General features: G+C 72.7%; 13 protein-coding genes. 4 read left to right on the forward strand and 9 right to left on the reverse strand.

Annotated elements, in window-relative coordinates:
• Positions 1 to 2: 2 nt before the first annotated feature.
• Positions 3 to 1,739: a 2,3-epoxybenzoyl-CoA dihydrolase gene (gene boxC / locus E4P39_RS05580; protein ID WP_209306362.1), complete on the reverse strand. Its 1,737-nt coding sequence runs from the start codon at positions 1,737 to 1,739 to the stop codon at positions 3 to 5.
• Positions 1,740 to 1,904: 165 nt separating this feature from the next.
• Here boxC and E4P39_RS05585 point away from each other — a divergent pair, with 165 nt between their 5' ends.
• On the forward strand, positions 1,905 to 2,552 hold the full coding sequence (locus E4P39_RS05585; protein WP_135135409.1) for a GNAT family N-acetyltransferase: 648 nt from the start codon (positions 1,905 to 1,907) through the stop codon (positions 2,550 to 2,552).
• A 135-nt stretch (positions 2,553 to 2,687) separates the two neighbouring features.
• Here the strand turns inward: E4P39_RS05585 and E4P39_RS05590 are convergent, their stop codons facing one another.
• The 5 genes from E4P39_RS05590 to E4P39_RS05610 all read right to left on the reverse strand — a co-directional run bounded on the left by E4P39_RS05590 (position 2,688) and on the right by E4P39_RS05610 (position 7,414).
• Positions 2,688 to 3,389, reverse strand: a complete 702-nt coding sequence (locus E4P39_RS05590; RefSeq protein ID WP_135135410.1) for an ABC transporter ATP-binding protein — start codon at positions 3,387 to 3,389, stop codon at positions 2,688 to 2,690.
• The gene (locus tag E4P39_RS05595; protein WP_135135411.1) at positions 3,389 to 4,180 is read right to left on the reverse strand and encodes an ABC transporter ATP-binding protein; all 792 of its coding nucleotides are present in this window, start codon (positions 4,178 to 4,180) and stop codon (positions 3,389 to 3,391) included. Before E4P39_RS05595 ends, E4P39_RS05590 begins: the two co-directional genes overlap by 1 nt.
• Positions 4,177 to 5,214: a branched-chain amino acid ABC transporter permease gene (locus E4P39_RS05600; RefSeq protein WP_135135412.1), complete on the reverse strand. Its 1,038-nt coding sequence runs from the start codon at positions 5,212 to 5,214 to the stop codon at positions 4,177 to 4,179. Before E4P39_RS05600 ends, E4P39_RS05595 begins: the two co-directional genes overlap by 4 nt.
• Positions 5,211 to 6,095, reverse strand: coding sequence for a branched-chain amino acid ABC transporter permease (locus E4P39_RS05605; RefSeq protein ID WP_167761632.1), 885 nt, complete (start codon positions 6,093 to 6,095; stop codon positions 5,211 to 5,213). Before E4P39_RS05605 ends, E4P39_RS05600 begins: the two co-directional genes overlap by 4 nt.
• Positions 6,096 to 6,175: 80 nt before the next feature.
• The gene (locus tag E4P39_RS05610) at positions 6,176 to 7,414 is read right to left on the reverse strand and encodes an ABC transporter substrate-binding protein (RefSeq protein WP_135135414.1); all 1,239 of its coding nucleotides are present in this window, start codon (positions 7,412 to 7,414) and stop codon (positions 6,176 to 6,178) included.
• A 201-nt stretch (positions 7,415 to 7,615) separates the two neighbouring features.
• Here E4P39_RS05610 and E4P39_RS05615 point away from each other — a divergent pair, with 201 nt between their 5' ends.
• On the forward strand, positions 7,616 to 8,458 hold the full coding sequence (locus E4P39_RS05615; protein ID WP_135135415.1) for a PaaX family transcriptional regulator C-terminal domain-containing protein: 843 nt from the start codon (positions 7,616 to 7,618) through the stop codon (positions 8,456 to 8,458).
• Positions 8,459 to 8,467: 9 nt separating this feature from the next.
• Here the strand turns inward: E4P39_RS05615 and E4P39_RS22585 are convergent, their stop codons facing one another.
• Positions 8,468 to 9,019, reverse strand: coding sequence for a DUF6158 family protein (locus E4P39_RS22585; protein WP_209306363.1), 552 nt, complete (start codon positions 9,017 to 9,019; stop codon positions 8,468 to 8,470).
• A gap of 58 nt (positions 9,020 to 9,077) precedes the next feature.
• Entirely contained in the window at positions 9,078 to 11,450 is a 2,373-nt protein-coding gene (locus tag E4P39_RS05625; protein WP_135135416.1) for a bifunctional salicylyl-CoA 5-hydroxylase/oxidoreductase, read from the reverse strand.
• A gap of 282 nt (positions 11,451 to 11,732) precedes the next feature.
• Between E4P39_RS05625 and E4P39_RS05630 the strand changes: the two genes are divergently transcribed.
• Together E4P39_RS05630 and E4P39_RS05635 are read left to right on the forward strand one after the other, a co-directional pair.
• On the forward strand, positions 11,733 to 12,509 hold the full coding sequence (locus E4P39_RS05630) for a cyclase family protein (RefSeq protein ID WP_135135417.1): 777 nt from the start codon (positions 11,733 to 11,735) through the stop codon (positions 12,507 to 12,509).
• Positions 12,506 to 14,140: a thiamine pyrophosphate-binding protein gene (locus E4P39_RS05635; protein ID WP_135135418.1), complete on the forward strand. Its 1,635-nt coding sequence runs from the start codon at positions 12,506 to 12,508 to the stop codon at positions 14,138 to 14,140. The genes E4P39_RS05630 and E4P39_RS05635 overlap by 4 nt, the downstream gene beginning before the upstream one ends.
• Before the next feature lie 6 nt (positions 14,141 to 14,146).
• Here E4P39_RS05635 and E4P39_RS05640 read toward each other — a convergent pair whose 3' ends face one another.
• Positions 14,147 to 15,763 carry an AMP-binding protein gene (locus E4P39_RS05640; RefSeq protein WP_135135419.1) on the reverse strand — a complete coding sequence of 539 codons (1,617 nt, stop codon included), beginning with the start codon at positions 15,761 to 15,763 and terminating at the stop codon, positions 14,147 to 14,149.
• Between the last annotated feature and the right edge of the window lie 83 nt (positions 15,764 to 15,846).

Raw genomic sequence — 15,846 nt, forward strand, 5'->3', positions numbered from 1 at the left:
GGTCAGACCCGCTTCCTGTCGTAGTCGGCCCGCTGACCGGTGCCGTACCGGCGCAGTGCTCCTTCGGGGCCAGCGGCGTTGGGCCGCTGGAAGATCCAGTTCTGCCAGGCGGTGAGGCGGCCGAAGACCTTGGTCTCCGGGGTCTCCTGACCGGCGAAGCGGAGGTTGGCCTCCATGCCCGTCAGCGCGTCGGGCGAGAAGCTCTTCCGCTCCTCGACGACCAGGCGGATCTCGTCGTCCCAGTCGATGTCGTCCGGCGCGCTGGTGACGAGGCCGAGCTCGAGCGCGTCGGCGGCGAGCAGGTCCCGGCCGACGGCCGCCTCGGCGGCGGCCAGCTCCTCGGCGCTGCCGAGGAAGCGGACCTGCAGTCGGGTCAGGTCGTTGCTCATCGGCAGCAGGCCGGTGTTGAACTCGTCGAGCCGGAGGACGGCAGCGGGCTTCGGATCGTCGTCCTCCTCGAACTGCCCCTCGAGCATGAACGAGCGGTCGGCGGCGAACGCGATCTCGGCCAGCAGGCCGGCGAAGCAGCTGCCCGGCTCGATCAGCGCGAACAGGCTGCGCGAGGTGGTGTCCAGCCGCTTCACCGCTCGCTTGTAGAAGCCGATGGTCTCGTTGACCAGCCAGTCGTCGCGGTGGGCGAGCAGGAACTCGTCGTAGGCGGCGACGGTGCCGACGTCGCCCTCGGTGCGCAGCAGCCAGGTGCCGACGGACAACTCGTTGGTCCGCAGCCGCAGGATGACGTCGTCGAGCTGCCGGGTGGCGGCCAGCAGCCAGGCGGAGTCGCCCTGCTCGTGCAGCTCCTCGATGCTCGAGGGCACCGCCGTCGGGCCCAGCACGGTGATCGTCGCCGTCCCGGAATCGCGGTCGAGGACGACGCGGACGTGCTCGTAGCGGGTGGTGTCGCCGTCGACCTCGCGCGTCAGCGGGGTGAGCGGCACGCCCTGCGCACCGGCGCCGGGACGGCTCGACGTGGCCGCGGCCTCCGCGGCGCGGCGGGCGATCTCCTCGGGGAAGTCCCGGGCCTTGGCGATGCCGTCGACCAGGCGCCACTGCACGGCGCGCTCGCCGCGGATGCCCTCGGAGGTGGTGGAGAAGACGTCGGCCAGGTCGCGGCGGACGCCCCGCTTGTCGACGACCCGCGTGAGCCCACCGGTGCCGGGCAGCACGCCGAGCAGCGGCACCTCCGGCAGCGAGACGGCGGAGGAGTTGTCGTCGATGAGGACGATCTGGTCGCAGGCCAGGGCGAGCTCGTAGCCGCCGCCGGCGGCGGTGCCGTTGACGGCCGCTATGGACGTGAGACCGGAGTGGGCCGAGGCGTCCTCGATGCCGTTGCGGGTCTCGTTGGTGAACTTGCAGAAGTTCACCTTCCAGCTGTGCGGGGACGCGGCGAGCATCTTGATGTTGGCGCCCGCGCAGAACATGCGGTCCTTGGCGCTGGTGATCACCAGCGCCTTCGCCTCGGGGTGCTCGAACCGGATCCGCTGCACGGCGTCGTGCAGCTCGATGTCCACGCCCAGGTCGTAGCTGTTCATCTTGAGCTCGTAGCCGGGGACGATCCCGCCGTCCTCGGCGACGTCCAGTGTGAGGGTGGCCACCTCTCCGTCGACGGAGAGCTTCCAGTGCTTGTACCGGTCGGGCGAGGTGTCGAAGGAGACCTCGGTGCGGGCCGGGGGCTGGTCGGGCCCCGGGGCCGTGGCCTCCGCCCCTCCGGTGCCCGGACGCTCGTCGAGTGTGGTCACGGTGCCTCCATGAGGGTGTGCTGGGGCGGCGGATCGATCCGCTGGCGGACCCATCCTGACGTGCTACAGCCAGATGCGCAAGATGTTCGACTAGTGTAGATTCGCCGCATCGGCCCGCAGCGCTGTCGTGAGTGCGCGGGTGCGCTTCCAACCCGAGGAGCCGGCATGGCCGAGACCGACCTGCGAACCGACCGACTGACCTGGGTGAAGGACGACGACCCACGCTGGGACGCCGACCGGGAGCGGGTGTTCGCGACCGTGCCCGACGGTGTCTTCCGCGCCGAGTCCCGCACTCCGGGCGAGCGGCTGTCGAGCGACTGGTGGCGGGTCGAGGACGGCGGCCGCGTGGTCGGCTACGGCTGGCTCGACGACGTCTGGGGCGACGCCGAGATCCTCCTCGCCGTCGAAGAGGGCTCGCGGGGCACCGGAGCGGGCGCCTTCACGCTGGCCCACCTGGAGGAGGAGGCGACCGCCCGCGGACTCAACTACGTGGTGAACGTGGTCCGCGACACCCACCCGGACCGTGCCGCGGTCACCGACTGGTTCGTCGCGCACGGCTTCACCGGTACCGAGGACGGCCGGCTGCGCAAGCGGGTGGGCGACCGGACCCGGGACATCGGCCAGCACCAGGACGGGCGCCCCGGCACCGGCCGGTACGTGCCCGACGAGGCGCAGCGCGCGGCGTACGACGCCGAGCGCGAGCGGGCTGCGGCCCGACCTCGCCCCGAGTACGAGCAGCCGACCGGCGCGGACCTCGGCCCGGGCGCCGAGGAGAGCGGCGGCTACGTCGACCAGGAACAGCACCGCTTCTGACGTCGCGGTGACATCGCGATGACATGGTCGTCCTCCGGACGACACCGCGGCCAATGGCCGTCCCCCATCGGGCAGAGCCGCTGCGTCGCGCCTGCGCGGACCCTCCGGGGCCCACTCGGCGTGACCACGGCTGAGCTAGGCGACGCCGAGGAGCCGCTGGGCGACCGAGCTGTCGCTGCGGAACTGAAGCGTGGGGGAGCGGTGCACGACGCGGCCCTTGTCCATGACCGCGATGTCGTCGGCCACCGCGAACGCCAGGTGCAGGTCCTGCTCGACGACGACGAGCGTGACGCCCTCGGCCTTCATGCCGCCGATGGCCTCGCCGATCAGATCCACGACCGCGGGGGCGAGCCCGTCGGAGGGCTCGTCCATGAGGACCAGTCGCGGGTTCGTCAGGAGCGCGCGGGCGATGGCCAGCATCTGCTGCTCGCCGCCCGAGAGCTGACCGGCGCCGTGCGACCGGCGTTCCCCGAGGCGGGGCAGCAGCTCGAGGACCCGGCCGACGTCCCACGGGCCGCGGCCCCGCCCGCGACGCGCGGCCAGGTCGAGGTGCTCGGTGACCGTGAGGGGCGCCCAGACCCGGCGTCCCTGCGGCACGAGAGCGACGCCCGCGCGGGCGATCACGTCGGGACGCCGCCCGGCCAGCTCGACGCCGTCCAGGGTGACCGTGCCCTTGGAGGGGTGCACGAGCCCCATCAGCGTGTTGATCAGCGTGCTCTTGCCGACCCCGTTGCGGCCGAGCAGCCCGAGCACCTGGCCGGCCGCCAGGTCGAGGTCGACGCCCTGCAGCACGGCGCTGCGCTTGTAGCCCGACTCGAGCCCGCGGACCTCGAGCATCAGCTCACCTCCAGATGCGCCGGCCCCGAGCCGTCGAGGAAGAGGGCCTCCCGGCCGGGGCCCAGGTAGGCCTCCTGCACCGCGGCACTCGTCCGCACCTCGTCCGCCGTGCCGGTCAGGAGGACCCGGCCCAGGTGCAGCACGGTCACCGTGTCCGCCAGGGCGAACACCACGTCCAGGTCGTGCTCGACGATCACCAGCGTCACCGACCGCGGCAGCGACTGGAGCAGCCCCACCAGGCGGGAGCTCTCCGCCGGCGACATGCCCGCGGCCGGTTCGTCGAGCAGCAGCAGCCGTGGCTCGCAGGCGAGCGCGACCGCGACCTCCACCTGACGGCGCTCGCCGTGCGAGAGGGTGGCCACCGGGGTCCCCGCCCGGTGCTCGAGGCCGACGTCGGTGAGCAGCGCCCGGGCCCGGTCCACGGCTGCCGCCTGCCGGCGGGGGACCAGCGAGTGCCGGGTGCGGTGCTGCCGCTGCGCGGCCAGCAGCACGTTCTGCAGGACGGTCTGGGTGAGGAACAGGCTGGAGTGCTGCAGCGTCTGGCTGATGCCGCGTTGGGCCCGCTGGTGCTCGGACAGCCGGGTGATGTCGGAGCCGGCCAGCGCGACCGTGCCGGCGGTGACCGGCAGCGCGCCGGTGATCAGCTTGAAGAGCGTGCTCTTGCCGGCGCCGTTGGGCCCGATGAGCGCGTGCCGGGCACCGGTGGGCACGTCGAGGGTGACGTCGTCGACGGCCTTCAGGGCACCGAAGGAGCGGCCGATGCCGGACAGCGACAGCAGCGTCTCGCTCATGCCGCACCTGCCGGTGCCCGACGCCGGCGGGGAACGAGGCCGGCGAGCCCGGCGAACCCCCGGGGCAGGGCGTAGACGGCGACCACGAACACGATGCCCAGCAGGAGCGGACCGTGCCCGTCCAGCTGAGGGCCGAACGTGTCGCGGACGAGCACGACGACGGCGGCACCCAGGACCGGGCCCCAGAGCGTGCCGGCGCCGCCGAGGACGACCGCCAGCAGCATCAGTGCGCTGGTGGTGAATGCGGCGTCGCTCGGGTTGACGATGCGCAGCAGGCCGGCGAACAGGCCGCCCGCCAGTCCGGCGAACCCGCCGGCGAGGATGAACGCCACGAACTTGTAGCGGAACGGCGAGTACCCCAGCGAACGCATCCGGGGCTCGTTGTCGCGGATCCCGCGCAGCGCGCCGCCGAAGGGCGAGTGGGCCACCAGCCACAGGCCGAGGAAGCCGAGCAGGGCCACGGCCAGCACGTACCAGTACACGAATCCGGCGAGGATCATCGGTTCGCCACCGACCCGGATGCTCGGGATGCCGAACAGGCCGTTGGACCCACCGGTCACCGACGACAGCCGGGTGGCGAGCTGGTGGGTCAGCTCTCCGATGGCCAGGGTCAGCATCAGGAAGTAGACGCCGCCGCTGCGCACGGCCAGCCAGCCCGTGGCGGCGGCCGCCACGGCTCCGGCGACGGCCGCGAGCAGTACGGGCACCGGCGCCTCGCTGGTCCAGTGGATCGAGACGAGTCCGGCCGTGTATGCGCCCACCCCGAAGTAGGCGGCGTGCCCGAGCGACGGGAGCCCGGTGATGCCCACCAGCAGATCGAGACTGACGGCGAACAGCGCGAAGATCAGGATCCGGGAGAGCGTGTTCGCGGTGAACGGGGCGACGAACAGCGGCATCGCCGCCAGCGCCACGACGAGCACCAGCAGGGGCGCGCCCCGCCGGAGCAGCATCGACCCGCGGGAGGCGGGGGTGGTCGTGGCGGCCCCGGTTCCCGGCGCGGCCGGCTCGACCGAGCTGTCGGGGATGACACTCATGAGTGCGCCACCTTCCCGGCGAACAGTCCTCGCGGGCGCACGATGAGGACCAGGGCGAGCGTGCCGAAGAGGATGAACGACGCGAGGTCGGGCACCAGTGCGCGGCCCAGCGACTCCACCTGACCGATCACCAGCGCACCCACCAGTGCGCCACGGATCGAGCCGAGTCCACCGATCACGATCACGACGAGCGCGAGCAGCAGGATCGTCTTGTCCAGTCCGGGGCGTGCGCCGTACACCGGCGCGGCGAGGACGCCGGCCACGGTCGCCAGCAGTGACCCCACACCCAGGACGGCGATCTTGACCTTCCGGTTGTCGATGCCGATGGCCGAGACCATCTCCCGGTCGGCGACGCTGGCCCGGACCAGCGCGCCGATCGACGTCTTCTCGACCACGAGCCAGACGATCAGCGCGAGCGCGAGGCCGACCGCGATGAGCATGAGCCGGTAGGTCGGGTACGGGTTGCCGGCGACGGCGATGCTGCCGTCGAGCCCCGGCGGCTCCCCGATCGACAGCACGTCGTTGCCGTAGATGATCGACAGCGTCTCCGCGACGATCAGCGAGATGCCCAGCGTCAGCAGCGCCTGGTCGAGGATCGGCCGGCGCGCCAGGGGCTCGGTCAGGCCGGAGAGCGCCCCGCCGGCCACGAGACCGACGAGGGCGGCGACGCCGATGGCGGTGAAGAAGCCGGCCCACGACTCCCCGGCGACGAACGTGACGGCGAGGTAGGAGCCGATCAGGAAGAAGGCTCCGTGGGCCAGGTTCAGGACGTCCATCATCCCGAAGACGATGGAGAGGCCGACGGCGAGGATGAACAGCAGCGAGCCGATGGCGAGGCCGTTGAGGATGCTGACCAGGTTGGCGTCGAACCAGTCGATCACTGCGCCGTGCCCCCTCTCCGGCTCCCCGCCGTCGCCTGAGCGGCGACGGCGGGGAACGACGATGGATGCAGCACAGGCTGTCAGCCCAGCGGCTGTTCGAACACGCCGAGCTCGCTGACGACGCTGTTGATCAGCGTCCCGCCCTCGTCGGTCACCTCGCGCAGGTACACGGTCTGCTCGGGCGTCTGGCCGTTGAAGCTCCACGGGCCGCGCGGGCTGTCCTCGATCTCCCCGAGGCCGTCGAGCGCCGCGGACAGTTCGTCACCGGTGAGCCCCTCGGTCTCGGCGAGGGCCTTGGCCAGGACGTTCGCGCTGTCGTACGTCGTCATGCCGAAGACGGTCGGCAGCTCGTCGTAGGCCTCCTGATAGGCCTGGACGAAGGCCTCGTTCGCCTCGTTCTCGATCTCGGTGGAGTAGTGCAGCGCCGTCTGGAGCCCCACGGCCGCCTCGCCCTGCGCGTCGAGCACGCTGCCTTCGGTCAGGAAGCCCGAGCCGTACAGGGGGATGGTGTCCTTGAGCCCGAACTCGGCGTACTGCTGGACGAAGCTGACGGCCTCGCCGCCCGAGTAGAAGACGAACGTCGCCGCGGCGCCGGAGGACTGGATCGGCGACAGGAAGGGCTGGTAGTCCTGCGTCGTCCCGAACGGCGTCAGCGCCTGCCCGGCGAGCGTTCCGCCGGCCGCCTCGTAGGCCTCGGTGAAGCCGGCGACGACCTCCTGGCCGGCGGCGTAGTCCGGCGCCATGACGTAGACGGGGCCGACGCCCTCCGACGCGAGGTGCTCACCCATGGCCGCGGCGATCTGGGCGTTGGTGAACGACGTGCGCCACACGTAGGGCGACGACGCCTCACCGGTGATGGGGCCGGCGCCGGCGTTGGCGACGATGAGCACCTTCTGCGCCTCGGCGAACTGGTCGGCGGCACCCAGCGCCGTGGCCGAGTTCACGATGCCGACCACGACGTCGACCTGGTCCTCCTGCAGGAGGCGCTGGATCGCCGGGACGCCCGTGTCGGGCCCCTCGCCCTCGTCGGCGACGACGGTCTCGACCTCGTAGTCGCCCATCATCCCGTCGTTCTGCTCGAGCCAGAGGTCCCAGCCCTGCTTCATGTCTTCGCCGAGCGGGGTGTAGACACCGGCCTGGGGGATGACCAGCCCGACCTTGATCGTGCCCCCGCCCCCGCCCCCGTCCCCGCCGCCGCCTCCGTCCCCTCCTTCGTCGCCGCCGAGACTGCCGCCCCCGCAGGCGGCGACGGCGAGGGTGAGGACGCCGGTCCCGAAGGTGGCGAACAGGCGGCGGCGGAAGGAATCTGGGGACGTCATCGCACTCTCCAGCGCTCCGGGCGCGACGTGCTACAGCGCACGTCCGTCGAGGCATGAGCCTGTAGCGCTAACCACCATGTGTCAAGCCTCACAGTCCCGGCGCGCGGATCGTTGCCCATCGGTGACCTTCGGCTCCCCCGGACAGGGGGGCGTCGCCCCCGACGACCGGGTCGAGTCGTGGGGAGGTGCAACCATGTACGCGTGGAGGTGGACGGGCCGGTGGTCACCCGGCGTCAAGAGCTGGGAGCGGCCAGTGCCCGCAGCCTCCTGCTCACGGTGCTCGGCGAGTTCGTCCTGCCCGACGGGCGCGCGGTCTGGACCGCCACGCTCATCGACCTCCTCGCCGACCTGGGCGTCGCCGAGAAGGCCGCGCGGCAGGCGATCATGCGCACCGCCGAGAGCGGCTGGATAGCGGCGAGCAGGGTGGGCCGGGAGACCCGCTGGAGCCTGACCGCCGCCGGCACCCGGCTGTTGCGCGAGGGCACGGACCGCATCTACGGCTTCGCCGCCGAGGAGCGGCCGTGGGACGGTCGCTGGCTCGTGCTGACGATCGGCGTCCCCGAGAACAACCGGGCGCTGCGGCAGCGGCTGCGCACCCGGCTGGGCTGGACCGGTCTGGGGTCGGTCAACCCGACCACCTGGGTGACACCCCGCGTCGACCGGGAGCCCGAGGCCTGCCTGGTCCTGGAGGACCTGGGGCTGCTCACCGGCAGCTGGTCGTTCGTGGCGAGCGCGGGCGGGCTCGGCGACGAGCGGTCGCTCGCGCGCACGGCGTGGGACCTCGATGCGATCGAGCGGCGGTACGAGGAGTTCCTCGACCTGGTGAGCCGACCGCGTCCGCGCACCGATCGGCAGGCGCTGATCGCCCAGGTCCGCCTGGTCCAGGAGTGGCGGCGCTTCCCGCTGCTCGATCCGGCACTGCCGCGAGAACTGCTGCCGCCACGCTGGAGCGGAAACCGGGCGGCCGAGGTTTTCCGGGAGCGGCACGCGGCCTGGGCTCCACGAGCCATGGCCGCGTGGGCGGAGCTGTCGCACCGCGGGTGATCGGCCCGCTCAGGCCGGTACGGCGTGCTTCTCGAGCCAGGCCCGACCGGCGTCGGTGATCACCCGCGAGTCGCGGTCGGCCTGCAGCAGCGGGGGGTCCTGGCGGTAGAGCTGGGCGACGAGGTGGCTGTCGGGGGCCAGTTGCCGGGCGATCTGGTGGGCCTCCAGCTTGTCGATGCGGCCGTCGGGCGCCTCGGCGAACCGCTGCAGCAGCGCGGCCTGGGCCTGCACGGGGTCGCGCCGCGGCGCGCTCGGGGCGGCCGCCGCCGGCTGCTCGTCGAGCAGTGCGGTGATCGCACGGGAGAAGGTCTGCACCAGGTCGCGGATCCGGTCGTCCCGGGAGGGCGCCTCGGCCTCGCCGCCCGAGCCCTGCCACGTCCGCTGCGGGTGCCGCCGCAGGTACTCCTGCTCCAGTTCGAGCATCCGCTCGGTGTGGGTGCGGAACTGCTCGGCGGTGCCGTGCAGGAACACCCAGTGCCGCATGGCGTGCGCGTGGACCCCCTGACGCTCCAGTTCCTCGTCGGACAGCTCGCGGGCCGGGATGCCCTGTCGGTCGGTCATGGCCGCTCCCTCGGTCGGTTCGCCGTCGAGGTCATCGTGGTGCGTCCGCGCGGCGGTGTCATCCGGTAGGCGCGCTGCCGGGACGCCACCGGGCGTGGCGCGTGCGCGGCTCGCCGTGCCGCACCAGTTCGAGGCGGGGACGTGGGCCCTCGGACCGGCCGGTCTGGGGTCGGCGGCTGCCGGCCTTGAACGGGTCGGGCCAGGTCACGCCCGGTCCGGCGTACTCCTGGTCGGCCGCCGCGTGCAGGGTCCACTGCGGGTCGTAGAGGTGCGGCCGGCCGAGCGCGCAGAGGTCGGCCCGGCCGGCGAGCAGGATCGAGTTGACGTCGTCGTAGCTGGAGATGGCGCCCACGGCGATCACCGCGACGCCGAACTCGCGGCCCACCTCGTTGCGGATCCGGTCGGCGTACGGCGTCTGGTAGCTGCGGCCGAACGCCGGCCGCTCCTCCTTCACGACCTGACCGGTCGAGACGTCGATGCCGTCGGCGCCGTGCTCGGCGAAGGCGCGGGCCACCGCGACGGCGTCGTCGACGTCGGTGCCGCCCTCGAACCAGTCGGTCGCGGAGATGCGCACGGTCATCGGCCGCTCGGCGGGCCAGACGGCACGTACCGCGTCGAACACCTCGAGCGGGAAGCGGAGCCGGTTCTCGAGCGAGCCGCCGTACCGGTCGGTGCGCCGGTTGGACAGCGGGGAGATGAAGGAGGAGAGCAGATAGCCGTGCGCGCAGTGCAGCTCCAGGACGTCGAAACCGGCGCGGGCCGCGGCCTCGGCGTTGCGCACGAACTCGTCGCGGAGGTCGGCGAGCTCGGCCTCGGAAAGCTCGCGCGGCACCTGGTTGGCGGGGGAGTAGGGGAGCGCGGAGGGGGCCACGACGTCCCAGTTGCCCTCGGGCAGTGGCTCGTCGATGCCCTCCCACATGAGCCTGGTCGAGCCCTTGCGCCCGGAGTGGCCGAGTTGGACGCCGATCCTCGCGTCGGTCGCGCCGTGCACGAAGTCGACGACGCGGGTCCAGGCGGCCTCCTGCTCCGGGGTGTACAGGCCGCTGCACCCGGGGGTGATCCGGCCTTCCGGAGACGTGCAGACCATCTCGGTCATCACCAGCGCCGCGCCGCCGAGCGCCTTGCTGCCCAGGTGGACGAGGTGGAAGTCGGTGGGCAGCCCGTCGACAGCCGAGTACATGTCCATCGCCGAGACGATGATCCGGTTCTTCAGCTCGAGATGGCCGAGCCGGTAGGGGTGGAACATCGGCGGCCGCGGCGCGGTCGGCACGGGTTGCGACCCGGCGAACCACGTGTCGATGCCGGCGACGAACTCGGGGTCGCGCAGCCGCAGGTTCTCGTGGGTCACCCGGCGGCTGCGGGTGACGATGTTGAAGGCGAACTGCTCGGGTTCCTGGTGCACGTAGTGGCCGATGTCCTCGAACCACTCGAGGCTGGCCTGCGCGGCCCGCTGGGTGGACAGGACGACCGGTCGCCGCTCCGCCTCGTAGGCGGTGAGCGCCGTGTCGAGGTCGGGCTGCTCGTGCAGGCAGGCGGCCAGCGCCAGCGCGTCCTCCATCGCGAGCTTGGTGCCCGACCCGATGGAGAAGTGGGCCGTGTGCGCGGCGTCGCCGATCAGCACCAGGTTGCCGTGCCGCCAGGTCTCGTTGCGCAGCGACAGGAAGTTGAGCCACTTCGAGTTGTTGGCGAACACCCGGTGGCCGTCGAGGACGTGGGCGAACAGCTGCTCGACCAGGGCGATGGACTTCGTGTCGCTCTCGCCCGGAGGCAGGTCCAGGGCCGCGATGTTCCCGAACGCCCGCTGCCAGACGTCGTCGTGCATCTCGACGATGAAGGTGCTGCCGGTGCGGTCGTAGGGGTAGCCGTGGATCTGCATGACGCCGTGCGGCGTCTCCTCGACGTAGAACTTGAAGGCCTCGAAGACGAGGTCGGTCCCCAGCCACATGTACTTGCAGCGCCGGGTCTCGAAGGACGGGCGGAACACGTCCGCGTAGGCGGTGCGCAGCTGCGAGCGGGCACCGTCGGCGGCCAGCACGAGGTCGTACTCCTCGCGCAGGCGGTCGGGGTGCGGCGCCTCGGCCCGGTAGTGGACCGTCACGCCGAGGTCGCCGCACCGGCGCTGCAGGATGCCGAGCAGCTCCGTGCGGCTCATGGCCGCGAACCCGTGCCCGCCGGAGGTCGTCGTCGTGCCGCGGTGGTGGACGTCGATGTCGTCCCAGCGGGCGAAGTGCCGCTGCATCTCGGCGAACACCAGGGGGTCGGCGTGCTCGATGCCGCCGAGCGTCTCGTCGGAGAAGACGACGCCGAAGCCGAAGGTGTCGTCGGGTGCGTTGCGCTCCCAGATGGTCACCTCGTGGGAGCGATCGAGCTGCTTGACGAGCGCCGAGAAGTACAGCCCGCCCGGGCCTCCGCCGACAACCGCGATGCGCATGCGCCGTCCTCCAGCTCGGGTGGACCGTGGCGGCAGCGTATGCCGCTCACGCGACGGTCGTCAACAGAACGAGAGAGCGATGATGTCGCCGCCGGGGGCCGCGGTGCGGTGCCGGAGGCCGGGCGGTAGCTGGGTACCCGCGTCGACACCGTGGCACCGGCCCGCCCGGCCTCGTCGAACGCGCAGAGGCATTCCGGGAAGAGGCCTGGTCGCGGCATGCTCGGGCCGTCCACCCGGGGCCTTCATGGCGATGAAGGCCCGTCGACCCGCGAAGGGAACTCCATGTCGATCCTGGCCACGCTGGCCGACGGTCTCGCGTCCGGCTCGGTCGAGGTGCTCGACCTCACCGCGCCGCTCTCCGCCGAGACCCCGGTGATCCAGCTCCCGCCGCAGTTCGCCCAGACCGCACCCTTCGAGCTGGAGGAGCTCAGCCGCTACGACGACCGCGGCCCGGCGTGGTACTGGAACAACTTCCGGACCGGCGAGCACACCGGCACGCACTTCGACGCGCCCAACCACTGGGTGACCGGGAAGGACGGCGACGACGTGGCATCGGTGCCGGCGTCCCGCCTGGTGGCGCCGGCAGTCGTGCTGGACTTCGCGGCGCAGGCGGCGGACAACCCCGACTTCCTGCTGGAGGTCGAGCACATCCGGGAGTGGGAGGCCGTGCACGGACCGCTGCCGGAGGGTGGCTGGTTGCTCTACCGCACCGGGTGGGACGCGCGCTCGTCGTCGCAGCAGGAGTTCCTCAACGCCGACGACACCGGGCCGCACACGCCCGGCATCTCACCCGCCTGCGCCCGCTGGCTCGGCGAGGAGGCGCCGGTCATCGGCATCGGGGTCGAGACGGTCGGCACCGACGCCGGGGCGGCGCACTCCTTCGACCCGCCGTTCCCGTGCCACGCGTCGCTGATGGGCAGCGGCAAGTACGGCCTCACCCAGCTGCAGAACCTCGGTCAACTTCCGCCGACCGGTGCGCTCCTGATCGCCGGGCCGCTGCCGATCGTCCACGGCTCCGGTGCGCCGTCGCGGGTCCTCGCCCTGGTCGAGCGCGGATGACGGTCGCGGACGTCGTCGGGCGGACGCTCGTCCGCTCCGGCATCGACACCGCCTTCGGCGTCGTGGGGTCGGGAAACTTCGCCGTCACCAATGCGATGGTCGCCGCGGGCGCCCGCTACGTCGCCGCCCGGCACGAGGGCGGCGCGGCCACGATGGCCGACGCCTACGCCCGGATGAGCGGGCGGCCCGCCGCCGTCACCGTGCACCAGGGCTGCGGCCTGACCAATGCGCTGACCGGGATCACCGAGGCGGCCAAGAGCCGGACCCCGGTGGTGGTCGTGGCCGCCGAGGTGACCCAGCCGCGGTCGAACTTCTACGTCGACCAGACGGCCCTGGCCCGGGCGGTGGGTGCGGTGCCGATGCGTGTCGACGCGGCCGACGGGGCGGCCGACCGGGCGGCCGCCGCCGTCGCCACCGCGGTGGGGGAGCGTCGCGTCGTCCTGCTGAACCTGCCCCTGGACGTGCAGGGGCAGGAGGCCGCGGGGAACGAGGGGCAGGCGCCACCGGCGCCCGCGTCGGCCCCGGCCGACGACGCCGGGCTCGAGCGGCTGGCGGAGGCCCTGCGAACGGCGCAGCGGCCGGTGTTCGTGGCCGGGCGCGGCTCCCGCGGGGCGGGGTGCCGGGCCGCGCTCGAGGACCTCGCCGGCCGCTCCGGCGCGCTGCTGGCCACCTCGGCGGTGGCCAAGGGCCTCTTCGCCGGCAGCCCGTGGTCGCTGGACGTCTCCGGAGGATTCGCCTCGCCGCTGGCCGCCGAGCTCATCTCCGGGGCGGACCTGGTCGTCGGGTGGGGCTGCCAGCTCAACATGTGGACGATGCGGCACGGGCGGCTGATCGCCGACGACGCCGTCGTCGTCCAGGTCGACGTCGAGGCCGAGGCCCTCGGCGCCCAGCGGACGCTCGCGTTCGGAGTCGTCGGCGACGTCCGGGCCACCGCCGAGGCGGTGGCGGACCGCCTCGGCGCCGTCGAGGCGGCCGGCTACCGGACGCCGGAGGTGGCGACGGCGATCCGGGAGCGCGTGCGGTGGCGCGACGTGCCGTTCGAGCCGCTCGGCGGGTCCGGCCGGATCGACCCGAGAGCCCTGACCATCGGCCTGGACGACCTGCTGCCCGCCGAGCGGGTGGTCGCGGTCGACTCGGGCAACTTCATGGGCTACCCGAGCATGTTCCTCGACGTCCCCGACGAGTTCGGGTTCTGCTTCACGCAGGCGTTCCAGTCGATCGGGCTCGGGCTGTCGACGGCCATCGGGGCCGCGCTGGCCCGTCCCGACCGGCTCCCGGTCGCCGCGCTCGGCGACGGCGGGGCACTCATGGGCGCCTCCGAGCTCGAGACGGTCGTGCGGCTGGGCCTGCCGATGGTCGTGGTCGTCTACGACGACGCGGCGTACGGCGCCGAGGTGCACCACTTCGGGCCGCAGGGGCTGCCGCTGGAGACGGTCCGCTTCCCCGAGACCGACTTCGCGTCGATCGCCCGCGGCTACGGCTTCGAGGCCGTCACCGTGCGGGGCGCCGACGACCTCTCGCCCGTCGCGGACTGGCTGGCCGGACCGCGGGACGCGCCGCTCCTGGTGGACGCGAAGGTCGTCGCCGACGAGCCCTCGTGGTGGCTGGAGGAGGCGTTCCGCGGGCACTGACCGGCGTCAGCGCAGCTTGTACCGCTGCAGCTTGCCGGTGCTCGTGCGGGGCAGCTCCTTGCAGAACTCGACCGCGCGCGGACGCTTGTACGGGGCGATCGCCTGCCGGACGAAGTCCTGCAGCTCCTCGGCGGGCACCTCGCGGGTGCGCTCGGGGTTGAGGACGACGAACGCCTTCACGATCATGCCGCGCTCGGCGTCGGGCGCCCCCACCACCGCGCAGTCGACGACCTCCGGGTGGCCCAGCAGCGCCTGCTCCACCTCCGGCCCGGCGATGTTGTAACCGGCGGAGACGATCATGTCGTCGGTGCGCGCCTGGTAGTGGAAGTAGCCGTCGGTGTCGCGGACGTACGTGTCGCCGGTGACGTTCCAGCCGTTCCGGACGTAGACCTCCTGCCGGTCGCCGCCGAGGTACCGGCAGCCGGTGGGCCCGCGGACGGCGAGGCGGCCCGCGGTCCCGTCCGCCACCGGCTGCCCGGCGTCGTCCAGGACGACGGCGGTATAGCCCGGTACCTCGCGGCCGGTGGCGCCGGGGCGGATGTCGTCGTCCGCCGCCGAGATGAAGATGTGGAGCATCTCAGTGGCGCCGATGCCGTCGATGATCCGCAGGCCGGTCGCGTCGTGGACAGCCCGCCACACCGGCTCCGGCAGCGCCTCGCCCGCGGAGACGGCGCGGCGGACGCCGGCGAGCTTGCCGGCGGCGCCCGCGGCGAGGATCGCCTTGTAGGCGGTGGGCGCGGTGAAGACGACCGTGACCCCGTGCTGCGCGATCGCGTCCGCGAGCAGGTCCGGCGTCGCCTTCTCCAGCAGCAGCACGTTGGCGCCCACCCGCAGCGGGAACACCACCAGGCCGCCGAGGCCGAAGGTGAACCCGATCGGCGGGGACCCGGTGAAGACGTCGTCGGGCTCGGGGCGCAGGACGTGCGCGGAGAACGTGTCGGCGATCGCGAGCACGTCGCGGTGGAAGTGCATGGTCGCCTTGGGGCGGCCGGTGGTCCCGGAGGTGAACGCGAGCAGTGCGACGTCGTCGGCGGCGGTGTCGACGTCGTCGAACACCGGCCCTCTGCTCGCGGCCCGGGTGATGAGGTCGTCGGGTGCGGTCGAGCCGAAGACCGTCGTTCGCAGCCCCGGGATCGCCGCCCTGTCGAGGTCCTCGGTCAGCCGGGAGTCGCAGAGCGCCACGGTGGGGCGGCACATCTCGGCCATGGTGGCGAGCTCGCCGGCGCGCAGCAGGGGCATCGTGGTCACCGCAACGCCGCCGGCCTTCAGGACGGCGAACCAGCAGGCGACCAGCCACGGCTCGTTGAAGCCGCGCAGCAGCACGCGGTTGCCCGGGACGAGGCCGAGGTCCTCGACGAGGACGGCGGCGATCCGGTTCGCGTGCGCGCGGAGCTCGCCGTAACTCCACACCGTGCCGCCGGGGGAGCGCAGGCAGGGGCGGTCGGGCCCCAGCCGCTCGATCGTCGCGTCCAGCAACTCGGTGGCGCAGTTGATCCGCTCGCCGTAGTCGAGGGGGCCCATGTCGAGCACCGGCCACTGCTCGAGCGGGGGCAGGTTGTCTCGGCAGAAGGTGTCCTGGTGGGCGGACGGGCCGAGGGTCGGGATGGAGAAGGACTGCGTCATCGAGGTACCTCTCCAGGGGTCGCCGGAGGAGCCGGCGTCAGTATGGTGCATTCCTAACGGGAGTCAACGGGGCGCGATGTGAG

This window comes from Blastococcus sp. CT_GayMR19, assembly GCF_004570385.1.
Taxonomy (GTDB): domain Bacteria; phylum Actinomycetota; class Actinomycetes; order Mycobacteriales; family Geodermatophilaceae; genus Blastococcus_B.

Bases quoted from the DNA above. Each gene is read 5' to 3' on its own strand.
- E4P39_RS05585 (WP_135135409.1), top strand. From the start codon at position 1,905: ATGGCCGAGACCGACCTGCGAACCGACCGACTGACCTGGGTGAAGGAC.
- E4P39_RS05590 (WP_135135410.1), bottom strand. From the start codon at position 3,389: ATGCTCGAGGTCCGCGGGCTCGAGTCGGGCTACAAGCGCAGCGCCGTG.
- E4P39_RS05595 (WP_135135411.1), bottom strand. From the start codon at position 4,180: ATGAGCGAGACGCTGCTGTCGCTGTCCGGCATCGGCCGCTCCTTCGGT.
- E4P39_RS05600 (WP_135135412.1), bottom strand. From the start codon at position 5,214: ATGAGTGTCATCCCCGACAGCTCGGTCGAGCCGGCCGCGCCGGGAACC.
- E4P39_RS05610 (WP_135135414.1), bottom strand. From the start codon at position 7,414: ATGACGTCCCCAGATTCCTTCCGCCGCCGCCTGTTCGCCACCTTCGGG.
- E4P39_RS22585 (WP_209306363.1), bottom strand. From the start codon at position 9,019: ATGACCGACCGACAGGGCATCCCGGCCCGCGAGCTGTCCGACGAGGAA.
- E4P39_RS05625 (WP_135135416.1), bottom strand. From the start codon at position 11,450: ATGCGCATCGCGGTTGTCGGCGGAGGCCCGGGCGGGCTGTACTTCTCG.
- E4P39_RS05630 (WP_135135417.1), top strand. From the start codon at position 11,733: ATGTCGATCCTGGCCACGCTGGCCGACGGTCTCGCGTCCGGCTCGGTC.
- E4P39_RS05635 (WP_135135418.1), top strand. From the start codon at position 12,506: ATGACGGTCGCGGACGTCGTCGGGCGGACGCTCGTCCGCTCCGGCATC.
- E4P39_RS05640 (WP_135135419.1), bottom strand. From the start codon at position 15,763: ATGACGCAGTCCTTCTCCATCCCGACCCTCGGCCCGTCCGCCCACCAG.